Origin of the sequence: Comamonas sp. lk (genome assembly GCF_900564145.1) — a bacterium.
GTDB lineage: Bacteria > Pseudomonadota > Gammaproteobacteria > Burkholderiales > Burkholderiaceae_C > Comamonas.
In genome coordinates, this window is the sequence record NZ_UOOB01000001.1 from 3,580,537 (window position 1) to 3,596,920 (window position 16,384).

The 16,384-nt window shown below is 62.9% G+C and carries 17 protein-coding genes; 10 read left to right on the forward strand and 7 right to left on the reverse strand.

The window, feature by feature from the left end; genetic code table 11:
- Positions 1–18: 18 nt before the first annotated feature.
- Both EAO39_RS16325 and EAO39_RS16330 read right to left on the reverse strand, forming a co-directional pair.
- Entirely contained in the window at positions 19–1,467 is a 1,449-nt protein-coding gene (locus EAO39_RS16325) for a CoA transferase (RefSeq protein WP_162989597.1), read from the reverse strand.
- A 133-nt stretch (positions 1,468–1,600) separates the two neighbouring features.
- Positions 1,601–2,053, reverse strand: coding sequence for a CBS domain-containing protein (locus tag EAO39_RS16330; protein WP_120969381.1), 453 nt, complete (start codon positions 2,051–2,053; stop codon positions 1,601–1,603).
- 218 nt (positions 2,054–2,271) lie between these two features.
- Between EAO39_RS16330 and EAO39_RS16335 the strand changes: the two genes are divergently transcribed.
- From EAO39_RS16335 to EAO39_RS16345, 3 genes are all read left to right on the forward strand, one after another.
- Positions 2,272–3,570, forward strand: a complete 1,299-nt coding sequence (locus EAO39_RS16335) for an O-acetylhomoserine aminocarboxypropyltransferase (RefSeq protein WP_120969384.1) — start codon at positions 2,272–2,274, stop codon at positions 3,568–3,570.
- 66 nt (positions 3,571–3,636) lie between these two features.
- The gene (locus EAO39_RS16340; protein WP_120969387.1) at positions 3,637–4,446 is read left to right on the forward strand and encodes an alpha/beta hydrolase; all 810 of its coding nucleotides are present in this window, start codon (positions 3,637–3,639) and stop codon (positions 4,444–4,446) included.
- A gap of 30 nt (positions 4,447–4,476) precedes the next feature.
- Positions 4,477–5,385 carry a PoNe immunity protein domain-containing protein gene (locus EAO39_RS16345; protein WP_120969390.1) on the forward strand — a complete coding sequence of 303 codons (909 nt, stop codon included), beginning with the start codon at positions 4,477–4,479 and terminating at the stop codon, positions 5,383–5,385.
- Positions 5,386–5,406: 21 nt separating this feature from the next.
- On the opposite strand, the gene EAO39_RS16350 is transcribed toward EAO39_RS16345, so the two are convergent.
- Entirely contained in the window at positions 5,407–6,210 is an 804-nt protein-coding gene (locus tag EAO39_RS16350) for an alpha/beta hydrolase (protein ID WP_120969393.1), read from the reverse strand.
- Between the two features lie 367 nt (positions 6,211–6,577).
- Here EAO39_RS16350 and EAO39_RS16355 point away from each other — a divergent pair, with 367 nt between their 5' ends.
- Positions 6,578–6,913, forward strand: coding sequence for a DUF962 domain-containing protein (locus EAO39_RS16355; RefSeq protein ID WP_120969396.1), 336 nt, complete (start codon positions 6,578–6,580; stop codon positions 6,911–6,913).
- Between the two features lie 60 nt (positions 6,914–6,973).
- Here EAO39_RS16355 and EAO39_RS16360 read toward each other — a convergent pair whose 3' ends face one another.
- The gene (locus tag EAO39_RS16360) at positions 6,974–8,680 is read right to left on the reverse strand and encodes a YhjD/YihY/BrkB family envelope integrity protein (RefSeq protein ID WP_346427105.1); all 1,707 of its coding nucleotides are present in this window, start codon (positions 8,678–8,680) and stop codon (positions 6,974–6,976) included.
- A gap of 125 nt (positions 8,681–8,805) precedes the next feature.
- Here EAO39_RS16360 and EAO39_RS16365 point away from each other — a divergent pair, with 125 nt between their 5' ends.
- The gene (locus EAO39_RS16365; protein ID WP_120969399.1) at positions 8,806–9,243 is read left to right on the forward strand and encodes a DUF2069 domain-containing protein; all 438 of its coding nucleotides are present in this window, start codon (positions 8,806–8,808) and stop codon (positions 9,241–9,243) included.
- A gap of 1 nt (position 9,244) precedes the next feature.
- Here EAO39_RS16365 and EAO39_RS16370 read toward each other — a convergent pair whose 3' ends face one another.
- Positions 9,245–10,180 carry a LysR family transcriptional regulator gene (locus tag EAO39_RS16370; protein WP_120969402.1) on the reverse strand — a complete coding sequence of 312 codons (936 nt, stop codon included), beginning with the start codon at positions 10,178–10,180 and terminating at the stop codon, positions 9,245–9,247.
- 148 nt (positions 10,181–10,328) lie between these two features.
- Here EAO39_RS16370 and EAO39_RS16375 point away from each other — a divergent pair, with 148 nt between their 5' ends.
- Positions 10,329–11,759 carry an FAD-binding oxidoreductase gene (locus tag EAO39_RS16375; protein WP_120969405.1) on the forward strand — a complete coding sequence of 477 codons (1,431 nt, stop codon included), beginning with the start codon at positions 10,329–10,331 and terminating at the stop codon, positions 11,757–11,759.
- 63 nt (positions 11,760–11,822) lie between these two features.
- Here EAO39_RS16375 and EAO39_RS16380 read toward each other — a convergent pair whose 3' ends face one another.
- A complete protein-coding gene (locus EAO39_RS16380) occupies positions 11,823–12,401 on the reverse strand; it encodes a hypothetical protein (protein ID WP_120971203.1) in 579 nt (192 codons plus the stop codon).
- A gap of 251 nt (positions 12,402–12,652) precedes the next feature.
- Here EAO39_RS16380 and EAO39_RS16385 point away from each other — a divergent pair, with 251 nt between their 5' ends.
- Both EAO39_RS16385 and EAO39_RS16390 read left to right on the forward strand, forming a co-directional pair.
- A complete protein-coding gene (locus EAO39_RS16385; protein ID WP_120969408.1) occupies positions 12,653–13,483 on the forward strand; it encodes a thymidylate synthase in 831 nt (276 codons plus the stop codon).
- Positions 13,484–13,612: 129 nt separating this feature from the next.
- Positions 13,613–14,113 (forward strand): dihydrofolate reductase, encoded by a 501-nt coding sequence (locus EAO39_RS16390; RefSeq protein WP_120969411.1) that lies wholly within the window; start codon positions 13,613–13,615, stop codon positions 14,111–14,113.
- Positions 14,114–14,132: 19 nt separating this feature from the next.
- On the opposite strand, the gene EAO39_RS16395 is transcribed toward EAO39_RS16390, so the two are convergent.
- Positions 14,133–14,390 (reverse strand): hypothetical protein, encoded by a 258-nt coding sequence (locus EAO39_RS16395; RefSeq protein ID WP_120969414.1) that lies wholly within the window; start codon positions 14,388–14,390, stop codon positions 14,133–14,135.
- Here EAO39_RS16395 and EAO39_RS16400 point away from each other — a divergent pair.
- Entirely contained in the window at positions 14,389–15,474 is a 1,086-nt protein-coding gene (locus EAO39_RS16400; protein ID WP_120969417.1) for a metallophosphoesterase, read from the forward strand. The two genes, EAO39_RS16395 and EAO39_RS16400, sit on opposite strands and share 2 nt — an antisense overlap.
- 105 nt (positions 15,475–15,579) lie before the next feature.
- Entirely contained in the window at positions 15,580–16,356 is a 777-nt protein-coding gene (gene xth, locus EAO39_RS16405) for an exodeoxyribonuclease III (protein WP_120969419.1), read from the forward strand.
- Positions 16,357–16,384 lie beyond the last annotated feature (28 nt).

The window sequence follows — 16,384 nt, forward strand, 5'->3', positions numbered from 1 at the left end:
CCGCGCTTGCCGCGCCGCTTACCAGCGCGCCTCATCCGTGCCCGGCGGCACCGATGGCCTGTCCCAGGCCGCAGGCGTGCGCAAAAACTGCGCGCAATGGCGCACGGCCTGCAGTTGGCCGAAGCCGCTGTCCAGCGTTTCCAGATACGGCGTGATATCGGGCTTTTCCTCTTTCCATTGCGGCTGCTCCACACGCCCCAGGCTGCGCAACCAGTGCGCCACACCTGCCAGAGTGACGCGCACCCGCCAGCTGCCGCCCTCCCGGGCCTGGCGCAGCAAGGCCGCCTGTACGCCAAAAGCCAGCAGAAAGCCCGCCCCATAGTCCAGCGCCTGCATGGGCAGGACTTGCGGCTTGGCCAGACCACGGGTCGCCGCTTCATCGGCGTTGATGCCGGTGGCCGTCTGCACCAGCGAATCAAAACCACGCCGCCCGGCCCACGGGCCTTGCCAGCCGTAGGCGCACAACTCACCCACCACGATGCCGGGGCGCAGCTGCGCCAGCTGCTCCGCACCAAAGCCCTTGGCCGCCAGCGCACCGGGGCGGTAGGCCTGCATGAAGACCTGGGCCTGGCCTAGCAAAGCCGTCAACACCTCCCGGCCTTGCGCAGTCTCCAGATCCACATGGGCCGAGCGCTTGCCGCGGCTGGTGTCGGCAATGGCATCGATATTGGGCAGATTCGGGCTGTTGATCAGCATCACCTGTGCGCCATAGGCTGCCAGCGTGCGCCCGGCCACGGGGCCGGCCAGAATGCGCGTCAAATCCAGCACCTTGAGACCTGCCAGAGGCCGCTGCTCGGCACCCAGCGCTGGCCAAGCCATGGGCGGTGCGTCGCCCACGCGCTCAATCGCCACCAGGGGCTGGGCGGCGATGACGGCCGCATGACCCAGAGCCTGCCATGCCTCGTGGCTGCGCGATGCGGCAATCGGCAGGCCTTGCTGCGCCGCCGCCGCTTCAAAACGCTCTGCACTCCACTGCTGCAGCGCCTGCTCCACGGCGGCCCTGGGCGTGTCCGGCCCAGGCGCCAGGCCCAGCAGCGCCAGCGCGCCATCGCGGTGATGCTCGAAATTGGCATGAATACGCACCCAGCCTGGTGCCCCCACCGCCGCGCCGCAGGCATAGAGACCGGAGATGGGCGACCAGAGGTCGGGTTGCAGGCCATCAAGCAAAAAATAGCCGCTGCTTTCAAACGCCGCGTGCTGGGCGCTGATAGCCACGGTTTGCGCAGGCTGGCTGCCGTCGCGCCAGCCGCCGATCTCGGTCGCCATCAAGGCCGCAGCGCCCACGCTGGCCTGCACCAGATCGGCCGCCGCAAAGCTGGCGGCAAAGCCCTGGGCCTGGCCCGTCAGCTGCGCGCGCTGCAAAGCCTGGGGATCAAGCCCGCACTGCGCCCACAGTCCGTGCAAGGCCGAGATGGCATTCGCACTGACAGCGGTATCAAAATCACAAGCGTTTTCAATATTTTTCATAGCAGACAGTGCTTGACAGCTAAGCGCTTCACGGCAATTACATTGAGAAAACAAAAAACCCGCACAGCCTGGCTTGCGGGTTTGAGGTTGGATGGCGTAGCAGACGCTGGGTAGGTGTGTTCTACAGCTGCGCTTACTCGGCGCCCTGACGCTCGCCTTCGGGCCAGTCGCGGATATAGGCCTTGAGCATGCGGTTCTCGAAGTTCTGGCTGTCCACCACGGCCTTGGCCACGTCATAGAGGCTGATCACGCCCATGAGCATGCGCTTGTCCATCACCGGCATATAGCGGGCGTGGCGGTCCAGCATCATGCGGCGCACCTCGTCCATATCGGTTTCCATGGTGCAAGTCATGGGAGCGTCGTCCATGGCGGAGCGCACCGTCATGCTGCCGATGCCGCCGCCTTTGACAAAGCCCTGAATCACTTCGCGGAAGGTCAGCATGCCCACCACATCGCCATGATCCATTACGACCAGGGAGCCGATGTCCTTGTCCGACATCACCTGCACCGCCTCGGCCAGGCTCTCATCGGGCGACACCGTGTACAAGGTATTGCCTTTGACGCGCAGGATGTCACTTACTTTCATTGCCGTTCTCCAAATCTGAATTGAGCACCTTGTCCCCCACGTGTCACCACGGCGGCCGGACAGTTCGCAAGGCACTTTAGTGCGTACACAAATATAGCCCACAATGCCTGCAGCATCAGGCAACTGAAGCGACTGCACCCCCGTAAATTCCCCATTCTGGTGCATCGATTCACGATGTCTGAACCTCTCTCGCCAAAACACCAAAATGGAGACAAGACATGCCCGGCTACTCAGACCCCGGCTTTGACACCCTGAGCCTGCACGCAGGCGCACAGCCCGACCCGGCCACCGGCGCGCGCGCCGTGCCCATCCATCTGACGACCTCCTTCGTCTTCGAGTCCAGCGACCACGCGGCCAGCCTGTTCAATCTGGAACGCCCAGGCCATGTCTACAGCCGCATCTCCAACCCCACCAATGCGGTGCTGGAGCAGCGCGTCTCGGCGCTGGAAGGCGGCGTGGGCGCGATTGCCGTGGCCAGCGGCCAGGCCGCCCTGCACCTGTCGATTGCCACGCTGATGGGCGCGGGCAGCCATATCGTGGCCAGCACCGCCCTGTATGGTGGCAGCCAGAACCTGCTGCACTACACGCTGGCGCGCTTCGGCATAGAAACCACGTTTGTCAAACCCGGCGACATAGATGGCTGGAAAGCCGCTGTGCGCCCCAACACCAAGCTATTCTTTGGCGAAACCGTGGGTAACCCCGGCCTGGATGTGCTGAACATTCCCACCGTCAGCGCCATCGCCCACGAAGCCGGCGTGCCGCTGCTGGTGGACTCCACCCTGACCTCCCCCTGGCTGATCAAGCCTTTCGAGCATGGCGCGGACATCGTCTACCACTCGGCCACCAAGTTCCTCTCGGGCCACGGCACGGTGATAGGCGGCATCGTGGTCGACGGCGGCAGCTTTGACTGGGAAAAGTCGGGCCGTTTCCCCGAGCTGACCCAGCCCTACGACGGCTTTCACAACATGGTGTTCAGCGAAGAGAGCACCACTGGCGCCTTTTTGCTGCGTGCGCGCCGCGAAGGCCTGCGCGACTTTGGCGCCTGCATGAGCCCGCACAGCGCCTGGCTGATCCTCCAAGGCATAGAGACCCTGCCGCTGCGCATGGAACGCCATATGAAGAACACCGAAAAAGTGGTGCAGTTCCTGGCCAGCCACCCCCTGGTCAGCCGCGTGGGTCACCCCATGCTGGAGACGCACTCCTCGCATGCGCTGGCCCAAAAACTGCTGCCGCGCGGCGCAGGCTCGGTATTCAGCTTTGACATTGCCGGCAACCGCAACCAGGGCAAGAAGTTCATAGAAACGCTCAAGGTCTTCAGCCATCTGGCCAATGTGGGCGACTGCCGCTCCCTGGTGATTCACCCGGCCAGCACCACGCACTTCCGCATGACGGACGAAGCCCTGTCCCAAGCCGGCATCAGCCAGGGCACGATCCGTTTGTCCATCGGCCTGGAAGATGCCGATGATCTGATCGACGACTTGAAGCGCGCCTTGAAGGCTGCAGAGAAAGCGGCTTGAGGCCGTTTGGCCTCAATACAGCAATAAAAACAGCCTCTAGCGCTCATCATCATTGCGGGAATAGCTATGTTTTTTGAAGTCAACAACGCGAAAATCTACGCCTATACCGGCGGCAAGGCCTTCGATGCCGCCAAACCCACCGCCATCTTTATCCACGGCGTGCTCTGCGACCATAGCGTCTGGGCACTGCAAAGCCGCTATATGGCCAACCACGGCTGGAATGTGCTGGCCATAGACCTGCCCGGCCATTGCAAAAGCGGCGGCGCGGCACCCCAGACCGTGGAAGAGGCGGCCGCCTTTATCGGCCAGCTGATGGATGTGACTGGCATCGCAAAAGCCGCGCTGATCGGCCATAGCTGGGGCAGCCTGATTGCCATGGAAGCGGCGGCCCAACTGAAGGAGCGCATCAGCCATCTGGTGCTGGTGGGCACGGCCTTTCCCATGAAGGTCTCGCCCGCGTTGCTGGATTCGGCGCTGAACACGCCCGAAAAAGCCATTGCCATGGTCAACACCTTCTCGCGCGCCACGCTGGCACCACCCAATGGCGCCGGCAGCTGGGTGTTTGGCGCAGGCATGGCCCTGGGCCGCAGGGTACTGGCCAGCAATACTGACACCAACCTGTTGCACACCGGCTTTAGCGCCTGCGACCGCTATGCCGGCGGCGAAGCGGCCATGGCCCAGATCAGCGCCCCGGCGCTGTTTGTGCTGGGCGAGCAAGACCAGATGACGCCGCCCAAGGCCGCCAAAGGCCTGATCGAAGCCGCCAAGGCGGCGGGCAAGTCGGTCAAGGTGCAGCTGATTGCCAATGGCCACAACCAGATGACAGAGTCACCCGACGCCACGCTGTTTGCGATTCGGGATTTTCTGGCGGCCTAAAACCGGCCTATCTGCCACTAAGCTTGGGGGATGACCGCCGCTTTCATTCCCCGAGCTTTCATTCCCTATAGCCAGCTTGCAGCCGCCTGCGCCAGTTGGAAGCAGATCCCCCTGGCCGGATGCACCTCGCGCCGCCCGCTCCGTCTGGCGGACAAAAAAGCCGACTGGAAAGCGGCCTTGGCCACGCTGCAGCGCTTTGCCGACAGCCCCGGCTACAAGGCTCCGCTGCAGCTGCAAGCCCAGGCCGCGCTGGAAAACTCCTGGGACTGGCAGGCCGCCGCGCAAGAGGCCTGCCATTTGCTGATCTACGGCGTGGATCTGGGCCTGAGCGGCCATGTGCTGCGCCCCGTCTATCTGGAAACCGTGGCGCTGTGGAAAGACGCAGCTGCCGTGGCCGGCCATGCCCGCGCCAGCATGGGCCAGGCCACAGGCGCAGACTACGGCGTGCCCGCGCCCATCAACACCCGCAGTGCGCAGTACAAATACGCCGTCATCCTCATGGCGCTGGCCGTGTTGCTGGATGCGCCCGAAGAAATCCCTGCCATCGTGGAGCAGATGCTGGTGTTTGATACCGACCGCCTGCTGGACTATCTGAGCGCGGGAGCCCTGGAGCTGGACGAGGTCAACGAGACCCTGTTCCACCCCCGGCCTTATGGCGCGCTGCTGCCGTTTTTCGAGCAGCTTGGCGAGGCCGAGCCCGAGCTGCTGCTGCCCTATCTTCAAACCCAGTACGCGCAATTTCACCGCCTCTCGCCCAAGCAGCAGAAAAAAGGCGGACCGTGGCAGGGCACGTTTTACTGGGCGCTGGAGGTGTCGGCACTTTCCGTGCTCTATGGCTGGGACGATGGCGACTTACGCACTTCGCCTCACTATCTGGCCGATCTGGTGGACTTTGCGCGGCAGCGCGGGCAGGCAGGCCTAGCCGACGAAGCCGGCTGAATCAGGCAACCTCAAGCAATTTCAGACAATCGGCTGCAAGAACGTGGCAATGCGGCCCACGATGCGCTCAGGCAGCTCGCGGTGGGGCACATGGCCGCCACCGGCCACGATCTCGGCTTGCGCCGGGCCTTGCGACCATTCGCAGATGTTCTCCGGGTGCACCAGAGAGCCGAACTCGTCCAGCTCGCCATGGATGGCCAGCACCGGGCAGTGCACGCGCCTGAGCGTGGCATCCAGCCGGTAATGGGAAAAGGCCTCGGTCAGCCAGGTATCGACCCAGGCCGAAAGCACCCAGGCCGCTTTGTCGCCGTGATAGCGCGAAAGGCGATCCAGCTGCCCGGGCTTGGCGAAATTGTCGCGTGCGGCACGTATGCCTTCCAGCGTGCGGTCTTCCACAAAAGTCTGGGCAGATTCGGTAATCAAGGCCTTGCACTGCACGGGATAGGCCGCTGCCACCATGGCCGCCATGCCGCCGCCCACGCTATGGCCCAGCATCACAAAATTCCTCAACCCCAGGGCCTGATGCACAGGTGCAAAGCCTGCGGCCACCTCCTGCGCGACAAAGTCGGGCGTCAGCTTGCGCGGGTGTGCATCGGACTGACCAAAACCCAGCCTGTCATAGGCAATCACATCGCGGCCGGTGGCGGCGGCCAGTTGCTCGGGAAACTCGCGCCACAGCGCCACGCTGCCCAGCGAGTCATGCATCAGCACCAGCGGGGCCTTGACCGGCCCATCAACACCCGGCCAGCGCTTCACAAACAACTGTCCGTCCGGCGTGGCAATACGGGTGGTGATGACAAGAGCAGGCGTGGCGAGGTCAGACATGGTGCAAAGCCTTGAGAGAAAGCCGGCCCGGCCAGCAATGCCGACGCACCGACCCGGTGATACAGAAAAAACAAGCCTAAAGGCGGCCCACCATGGACGACAGCGCCTAACCCTCAGACAGCCGCTTTCGCCGGCTGTTTGGCGGCATTTGCAACTCAAACGTCGTATTTTGCGCTGAGCCGGCAGCTGCGCTCTATCCTCAAGAAGACCGGCCGTCGGCTTCCCTGCTGCATGCTTTCCCGCTGGCGGTGCACAGATGCCGGGTCTATAACCGTAATAGCTGCGGCCAAACCGTTGCATCAGCTGCCGCTCATGCATTTTGCAGCTGCGGCGGGCGCAGCGCCTTTACCCAGCAGAAAGGTTTGCCATGTCCCAGACCTCCAGCCCTCACCTCGATCCGCGCCAGTTCAAGAGCTTTGCCGAGTTCTATCCCTTCTACCTGGGCGAGCACCGCAATCCCATCTGCCGCCGCCTGCACTTCATAGGCACCAGCTTGTCCTTGCTGTTCTTGCTGGTGCTGGTGGTCACCGGCAGCTGGTGGTATCTGCTGGCCGGCCTGGTTTGCGGCTATGCCTTTGCCTGGGTGGGGCATTTCGGCTTCGAGAAAAACCGGCCCGCCAGCTTCAAACGCCCCATCTACAGCTTTTTGGGCGACTGGATGATGTGGCGCGATATCTTGCTGGGCCGTATTTCGCTGCGCTGACTTGCTTTGAATTTGCTAGCTGTCAGCACTTGCCATTCATAGAGTTGCTTTCAATTTTCATCAAACTCTATGCATATTGGTCAGTGGCGCGGCAATCAGCTGGGCCACGGTCAGTTCCGACAGCTGGGCGCGCTGCCATAGCGGCTCAACCGCCTGCGAGGGCTGCAGCAGCAGCGCTTCCACCAGTGGTTCCACACGCGTGGCCTGCGGATCGATCAGCAGCACATAGCGCGGTTCGGTGCTCTCCAGCGATGCCAGGGCATGGGCCGGCTGCACGGCCCCCACCCAGTCCAGCTTGGCCAGCGCCTGCAGCACGGGCAGGATTTGCGAGGCCTCGATGCGCAAACGCTTGGAAAGCTGGCGCAGATACAAGCCCTTGTGCGGCAGTTCGCGCTCCTTGGCCAGGCATTGCAGCACTTCCACCGCCAGCTCGAACTCCCAGCCTCGGTGGCCGGTGAGCCGTTCCACACCCGAGAGCACGGTAGGCAGATAAGCCGTCACCAAGGCCCCCAGCAGCACAATGCACCAGGCCACATACATCCAGATCAGCAAGATGGGTAGCGTGGCAAAAGTGCCGTAGATCACCGAATACGTGGGTACGGATGAGAGGTAAATGCCCAGCGCTTTTTTCGCCACCTCCATGAACACGGCCACAAACAGGCCGCCCACCCAGGCATCGCGCCAGCGCACCGGCGTGTTGGGCACATAGTGGTAGAGCCCGGCCATGCCCGAGGCCAGCACCACAAACTCGATGGAATCAAAGATGAAGCGCACGCTCTCGGGCAAGGTGTTGACCAGGCCCTTGGAAGCCGACATCACATAGGACGAAAGCACCAGGCTCAGGCCCAGCACCAGGGGACCCAGCGTGATGGCGGCCCAGTAAATCAGCACCCGCTGGCCCAGCGGCCGCAGCTGTGGCACACGCCAGATATTGTTGAGCGTGCGGTCAATCGTGAGAATCAGCGCCACGGCCGTGACGATCAGAATCGAAAAACCCACCAGCCCCAGCTGGCTGGCCTTGGAGGCGAACTGGGTGAGATAGCCCAGCACCTGACGGGCAATGGTCTCGGGGATGAGGCTATCCATCAGCCAGCGCTCCAGCACCAGTTGCGCCTTGCCGAAAATCGGGAAGGCCGTGAACAGCGCCAACGCCACGGTGAAAAACGGCACCAGCGCCAGCAGCGAGGTAAAGGTCAGGCTGCTGGCCGTCACCCCCAGGCGATCTTCCTTGAAGCGCGCCGCCAGCACCTGCCAGGTATTGCCCCAGGGAAAAGTACGCAGACGCTGTTGAACCCGGCGGCGCTTGCGCTGAAAACCGCTCTTGAGCTCCTCCCGGCTGGGCAGGGGCTGCAGCTTGCTCTTCAATACATAGCGCGCCATGGTGGCAAGACCCGGCCCACCTGATGGCTTGCGTACATCGGCATCTTTTGGGCCTGCAGCCAATGTGGTATCTGCAGGTGCGGCTACAAAAGGTGTAGCAGATGGAGGAACTGGCTCAGGCGCGCTATCGCCCACCACAGGCTGGGGCGGCGGATTGTCCAGCCAGGGCTCTTTGCCTTGTGCGCCCGCATGCGCCGAGCCCGGTGTCGAGCCATGACCCTGGCCATGCAACTGAGCGTGTACCTGAGCCGGAATTTGAGACTCAGGCCCCGGCTGACCATGGGCCGCGCCCTGCCCCGGCAGATGCTGTGGATTTGGCGCGGGTACGGGGTTGGGCGATTTGCCGCGCTCCAAAGCGGCCCAAAAGCCTGCACGGTCGTTTTTCATGGTTTGGCTCCCATCCACACATTGCGCTGCATCAACAACTCACGCACCACAAAGTCATCGGCCAAGCCGATACATATCAGATCTGATTCAAAAGGGGCTGCCATGGTCGATATGATGCCATCCCAATGACTGACGCAACCCCATCCACCATCACCGAACAGGCCCTGCCGGCCATGCAACCGGGCGCCGATGTGGCGGCCACCCGCTGGCTGGCCGCTGGCAGCCTGCTGGGCCTGATCGTGCTGAGCGTGGCCTGGGAGCTGTGGCTGGCGCCGCTGCGTCCCGGCGGCACGCTGTTATTCCTCAAAGCCTTGCCGCTGGCCTTTGCCTTGGTAGGCCTGCTCAAGCGACGCATGTATACCTACCGCTGGGTGAGCCTGCTGGTGTGGCTGTACTTCACCGAAGGCGTGGTGCGCGCCTGGGGCGATGCGGCCCCCAGCCGCTGGCTGGCCATGGGCGAGATTGCACTGTGCGTGCTGCTGTTCATGGCCTGCGCCGCCCATGTGCGCTGGCGGCAAAAAGCCGTGAAGGCCGCCAGGGCTGCAGCGTCGGCGGCGGCCTGATTCAGTCGAGAAAAATACCTTCGTAACGCGATAGCGCCCGCACGCGCTGTTGCACGGCCTCAAACAAAAGCTGGGCTGCCGGAGACAGGGCGCGCCTGGGCCGCTGGATCATCAGGCTGCTGCGCAAGAGATGCGGCGCATCCAGCGCCCTGAAACGCAGATCGCGCGATGCCGGATGCCTGGCCGTCAGCGCTGGAATCAGGGACACGCCCAGACCCAGCCGCACGGCCTCGAACAGCAGCGGCGGATCCGAGACGCGCAGCGAGGTATTGAGCACATTGGCCGGCATGCCCGGCGCGCGGGCCAGCAACTGGCTGATGGCGGTGTCCGTGGTCAACCCCACAAAAGGCAGATGCGCCAGCTGCGCGACCTCCAGCCTGGGCGCTTTTAGCAAGGGCTCATCGGCGCGGGCAATCAGGCCCATCTGGTCGCTGACCAGCGGCTGGGTCAGCAGCTCCGCCCCCGCCGGGTGGGCGGCACCCACGCCAAAATCCACGGCACCGTCGCGCACGCGCAAGGCAATGCCCTCGGCGCTTTCCTCCAGCAAATCCACGGCAATCCCCGGGTACAGCTTGCGCATCTGGGGCAGCAGCGGCAAGACGATCACCGCCAGCATGGATGGCGCCGCCGCAATGCGCACCTTGCCCTGGCGCAGGGCGGCCAGGTCTTCGAGGTTTTTGACCCCCTGATCCAGCACTTCGAAAGCCTGACGCACATCGAGCAGAAAGGACTGGCCCGCGCTGGTCAGCCCCACGGTGCGCGTGGTGCGGTCGAACAGGCGCATGCCCACGGCGTCCTCCAACTGGCGGATGGACTCCGACAGGGCCGACTGGGTGATGCACAACTCCTTGGCTGCAGGCGCAAACGCGCCCTGGCGGGCGACTTCATCGAAGGCGCGCAGCTGGCGTAGGCTGAGATTATTCGGAAAAACTGGCATAACTTAGCAATTTATTTCGATTGTCCAACAAAGCGCCATGCCCTAGGCTTGCGCTTGTTCAGGCAAGGCCCGCCCTGCCAGCGCTAGACTTCCCCTTATTCGCAAGAAAGCCCTTGTTTTGCGGCCCTTGCAAGCTACGAAATTATTTATGCCCGCCACTGCATTTCTAGATCAACTGCGCCAGATCGTTGGTGCTTCCCATGTACTCGCCGAGGGCGATCTGACCGCCTACGAACAAGACTGGCGCAAGCGCGTGCACGGCAAGGCGCTGGCGGTGGTGCGCCCCGGCAACACGGCCGAGGTGGCCGCCGTGGTCAAGGCCTGCGCGGCAGCCCAGGTGCAGATCGTGCCCCAGGGCGGCAATACCGGCCTGTCGGTAGGCTCCACCCCCGATGACAGCGGCACCCAGGTGGTGCTCAGCCTCACCCGCATGAACCAGGTACGCCATATAGACCGCGACAACCTCAGCTTCACCATGGATGCGGGCTGCATTTTGCAAAACCTGCAGGATGTGGCGGACAAGGAAGGCCTGCTGTTTCCGCTGTCGCTGGCCGCCGAAGGCAGCTGCACCATTGGCGGCAATCTGGGCACCAATGCCGGCGGCACGCAGGTGGTGCGCTATGGCAACACCCGCGATCTGTGCCTGGGTCTGGAGGTGGTCACGCCCCAAGGCGAGATCTGGGATGGCTTGAAGGGCCTGCGCAAGGACAACACCGGTTACGACCTGCGCAATCTCTTCATAGGCAGCGAAGGCACGCTGGGCATCATCACCGGCGCGACCATGAAGCTCTTTCCCCAGCCCGCCGCGCAGCTGACCGCCTGGGCTGCCGTGCCCAGCATGGAAGCGGCCGTGCGCCTGCTGGGCCTGTCGCACCAGCATCTGGGTGCGGGCCTGACGGGCTTTGAGGTCATGGGCCAGTTCGCGCTGAGCCTGGTGATCAAGCACATGCCTCAGCTGCGCGTGCCGTTTGCCGGCATGGCCGATGCACCGCCCTACTATGTACTGCTGGAGAACGCCGACAGCGAATCCGAACAACACGCTCGCGAACGCTTTGAACACTTGCTGGAACTGGCTTTTGAAGACGGTTGCGTGCTGGATGCCGTGGTGGCCGAGAGCATCGCCCAAGCCCATGAGCTGTGGCATATCCGCGAGAGCATTCCGCTGGCCCAGGCAGAGGAAGGGCTGAATATCAAGCACGACATCTCGATTGCCGCCTCGCGCATTCCCGCCTTTGTGGAACATGCCGACGCCGTGCTGCAGCGCGAGATTCCCGGCGTGCGCCTGGTCAATTTCGGCCACCTGGGCGACGGCAATCTGCACTACAACGTGCAAGTGCCCGAAGGCGAGGACGGCAAGCAGTTTCTGCGCGACAAGGAAGCTCTGGTCAACCACCTGGTGTATGAAGCCGTGGCGGCGTTTGACGGCTCCTTCTCGGCCGAGCACGGCGTGGGCGCCCTCAAGGTCGACAAGCTGGAGAAATACCAGTCGCCGGTTGCGCTGCAAATGATGCACGCCATCAAAAATGCACTGGATCCCCAAGGCATCATGAACCCCGGCGTGGTGCTGGCGAAGAGCTGATCGCTGCAAAACCAAGCCCTCCGGCCCGCAATGGACCGGAGGGCTTTTTTATGCAGCACCAGCCTATTTGCCCATGGCATTGCCCATGAAGACCTGAACCGGCTCGGGCCAGGCAATCGCATCGCCTTCCACATCGGTGAACACGGTTTGCTGCCCCTGGTGCTGCAGCCAGACGCGCAAGCCATTGCGCGCGGGGTCAATCACGATGGCGGCACTCTCGTCGCCGCCCTGATGCGGCCGGTTGCCCGTGAGCGACAGCAACTGGCCGTGCTGCTCCAGCGGGCCCGAAGTGCCCAGATTCTCCAGCAGCGTGGCGTATTGCTCGCCCAGCAAGGCCTTGAGGCGCTTGGCCAACACCCCTTCTTTCAGATAATCCAGGCCTTCCGAGTGGTATTTGCCCACCTGCATGGCCATGCTTGCCAGGCCTGGCTCCGTATCCGGACCTTTGTAGGGAAGCAGTACCTCTTGGGGCCCCGGCTTGGCCGGGTCGGCCTGCGGTTTTTCCGCAGGAGCGGGTTGCACCGAGTTCACCGCCGAGCCAGCGGGTGCATTGGCTGGAGCCTTGCTGGCAGGCTTGTCGCAAGCGGCCAGCAGCACAGCCGCGCTCAAAGCGCAAGCGGCCTTGAAAACCGTCCATGGCATGGGATTCATCTCCATCAGTGGCAGGCAGACCATTGTGCGGGCGCAGGCATGACGGAGACAACTGCAGGTATTTCAAGTTGTCGCGGACTGCCGCCGCCTCGGCGCCGGATTGACCAGCCGCCGTGAGCGTCAGTTCATCCCGTGGCACACTGCCCGCATAGCGGGCCGGATAGGCCCACCTCCTGATTTGCTATGGCCGATGGGCACTGGCAACCAAGCTCCCGCCTCATCGCCCCCAACACATTTGCGCCATGACCTCTACGACCGCCACTTTGCGCCCCGTGCGCTCGCAGTACGAAAACTTCATGCGCCACGTCTTTGAAAACGGCGTGGCCAAGACCGACCGCACCGGCACCGGAACGCGCAGCGTGTTCGGCCACCAGATGCGTTTTGACTTGTCCGAAGGTTTCCCTCTGGTCACCACCAAAAAGGTGCACCTCAAGTCCATCATCAATGAGCTGCTCTGGTTTCTGCGCGGCGACAGCAACGTCAAGTGGCTGCAAGAGCGCGGCTGCACCATCTGGGACGAGTGGGCCGATAAGGAAACCGGCGACCTGGGCCCGGTGTACGGCGTGCAGTGGCGCAGCTGGCCCAAGGCCGACGGCACGCACATCGACCAGATTGCCGAGGTGGTCAAACAGCTCAAGCACAACCCGGACAGCCGCCGCATCATCGTCAGCGCCTGGAATGTGGCCGATCTGGATCAGATGGCCCTCATGCCCTGCCATGCCTTCTTCCAGTTCTATGTGGCCGACGGCAAGCTCTCCTGCCAGCTCTACCAGCGCAGCGCCGACATCTTTCTGGGCGTGCCCTTCAATATTGCGTCATACGCGCTGCTGACCCATATGCTGGCCCAGCAATGCGATCTGGCCGTGGGCGACTTCATCTGGACCGGCGGCGACTGCCATATCTACAACAACCATTTCGATCAGGTCGCCACCCAGCTGACCCGCCAGCCCTTCCCCTATCCGCTGCTGAACATCAAGCGCAAGCCCGATTCCATCTTCGACTACACGTACGAGGATTTCGAAGTGCTGGAATACCAGCACCACGCTGCCATCAAGGCACCCGTGGCCGTCTGATCCAGCGAGCGAACAAAGTAAAACGCTATCCAATCAAAAGCTGCTTGCGCTTATCCGGATGGGGTTTCAGGTTGAAAAGAGACTGAAATCCACCCCGATCAAGCGCAGACAGCTTCTTTATTCATAGTTATGGCTATTCATCTCATCTATGCCCGCGCGGCCAACGGCGTCATCGGCAAGGACAACGCCATGCCCTGGCACCTGCCCGAAGACATGGCGCATTTCAAGCAACTGACCCACGGCTGCGCCGTCATCATGGGTCGCAAGACCTGGGACTCGCTGCCGCCGCGCTTTCGTCCTCTGCCCGGACGCACCAATATCGTCGTCACCCGCCAGGCCGGCTGGCAAGCCGATCCGGTCTCGGAAAGCGTGCGGCCTGCAGCCAGCCTGGAAGAAGCGCTGCAACTAGGGCGGCAAATCTCCAGCGATGTCTGGGTCATAGGCGGCGCGCAAATCTACGCCCAGGCCCTGCCCCTGGCCGACAGCGTGGAAGTGACCGAAATCGGCCGCGACTACGAAGGCGATGCCTATGCCCCGGTGCTGGGCGCAGAGTGGAAAGCCAGACAGCGCAGCGACCATGTGGCCGCCAACGGACTGCCCTACAGCTTTGTGCGCTACAGCCGCGATTGAGCGTCAGAGCAGCCCACGTTCACAGGCCATGCATGCATGGCCTTTTTTGCTCGATCTTTTGATTGGGCGGACGGCGACGCTTTGCTGACCTGAGGCCAAAGTCCTTCCCGTGACAGCAGACATCTGGCGTGCGCCGTTGCAACATCACGATAATAAGCAGCACGTCCAGGTCAAAAACCTTAACCACAGTTCCTGGCCCAGGCCTCTGGCTTGTGCTCGTCAGGTGAATTTTCTGCATTCGGCGCCACAGCGCCTGCATCACTTCCTCCCCTTTCATGAGCCTTGTCCAGCCCCTGCCCCCCGGTCCCGTCGATATCGTTGGCGATATCCACGGCGAAATTGCGGCACTGGAGCAGTTGCTGGCGCATCTGGGCTACGACAGGGAAGGCAATCACCCCCAAGGCCGGCGCCTGGTCTTTGTGGGCGACTTCTGTGACCGTGGCCCCGACAGCCCGGCCGTGCTGGGCCGCATCCTGCCCATGCTGGCATCGGGCAAAGCCCATGCCGTGCTGGGCAATCACGAAATCAATCTGCTGCGCGAAGACGCCAAGGATGGCTCCGGCTGGTTTTTCGACAGCCGCGTGGCGGCCGACCAGCCCAAATACGCCCCTTTTGCCCGCCTGGAAGAGAAGGCCGCACCGGCCTTGCTCGATCAGCTGGCCTATCTGCCCATTGCGCTGGAGCGTGAGGACCTGCGCATTGTTCACGCAGCCTGGCGCCCCGCGCAGATAGCCATGGTTCGCGAACTGCCTTTGGGTAGCGCCCGCAGCGCCTACGATCACTTTGAAGAGCTGGCTGCCGACCAGGCCCAGGCCAGCTGTGTGGCCGAGCGCATGCGGCTGGAAGAGCAATCGTGGCCGCACAGCCTGGAAGACTACCGCTATGCGCCCCCGTTCCTAGCCGCTCATAGTGAAAACGAGCTGGGCAAGGCCATGGTCAACCCGCTGAAGGTGCTGACGGCCGGCGTAGAACGCGAATGCCGCAACCCTTTTTACGCAGGCGGAAAATGGCGCTTTGTGGAACGTGTGGGCTGGTGGAACGAATATGACGAGGAGCCGGCCGTCGTCGTGGGGCATTACTGGCGCCGCATGCTGCCCGGCGATGCGCCGGCGCACGGCGCCCAGTTTGAGAATCTGTTCGGCAACACCACGCCGCTGTCCTGGCACGGCCTGCGCGGGAATGTGTTTTGCGTGGATTACTCGGTAGGCGCGCGCTGGCTGGCCCGCCTGCGCGGCGAAGACCCCACGCAGCGCTTCAAGCTCGCCGCCCTGCGCTGGCCCGAGCGCACCCTGGTGTTTGATGATGGCGCCCAGGCAGACTCCGAAGGCTTTGGCAAGACGACTTACCCCGTTCAGGATTGATACCATGGCTGCATCGCCGCCTCGCGCAACCGCAGCGGGGCGGGTTGAACATGCCAAAGTCTGCGGCCCTCGTCGATGGCCGTGCACATCAAGGATTCATAGCCCATGAAGATAGCCACCTGGAACGTCAACTCCCTCACCGTTCGCCTGCCGCAAGTGCTGGCCTGGCTGGAGGCCAACCCGGTCGATGCCCTGGGTCTGCAGGAACTCAAGCTCACCGACGACAAATTTCCCCACATGGCGTTTGAAGAAGCCGGCTACCAGGCCGTCAGCCACGGACAGAAGACCTATAACGGCGTGGCCTGGATCACCCGCAGTACGGCCAGCGAGGTGGTGCGCAATATTCCGGGACTCGATGACGAACAGGCGCGCATCATTGCGGCCACCGTGGATGCATCGGGTGGACCGATTCGCTTGATCAACGGCTATTTCGTCAACGGCCAGGCTCCGGGTTCGGACAAATTTGCCTACAAGATGCGCTGGCTGGAAGCTCTGCACCACTGGGTGCAAAGCGAGATGGCAAAACACCCCCGCCTGGTGCTGGTGGGCGACTTCAACGTCGCCCCGGAAGACAGGGATTCCTTCGACCCCGTGGGCCTGAAAGACACGATTCACCACACGGTGGAGGAACGCCAGCATTTTCAGAACCTGCTGCAGCTGGGGCTCACGGATGCGTTTCGCATGTTCGAGCAGCCTGAGAAAAGCTATTCCTGGTGGGATTACCGCATGCTGGGCTTTCAGAAAAACCGTGGCCTGCGTATCGACCACATACTGGTCAGCGAGGCACTCAAGAGCAGCGTCAGTGCCTGCACCGTGGATCGCGCGCCGCGCAAGAATCAGCAACCCAGCGACCATGCGCCCGTGGTTCTGACTTTGGGCTAAGCGCCAATCAAATCAGGGCTGGGTCCGT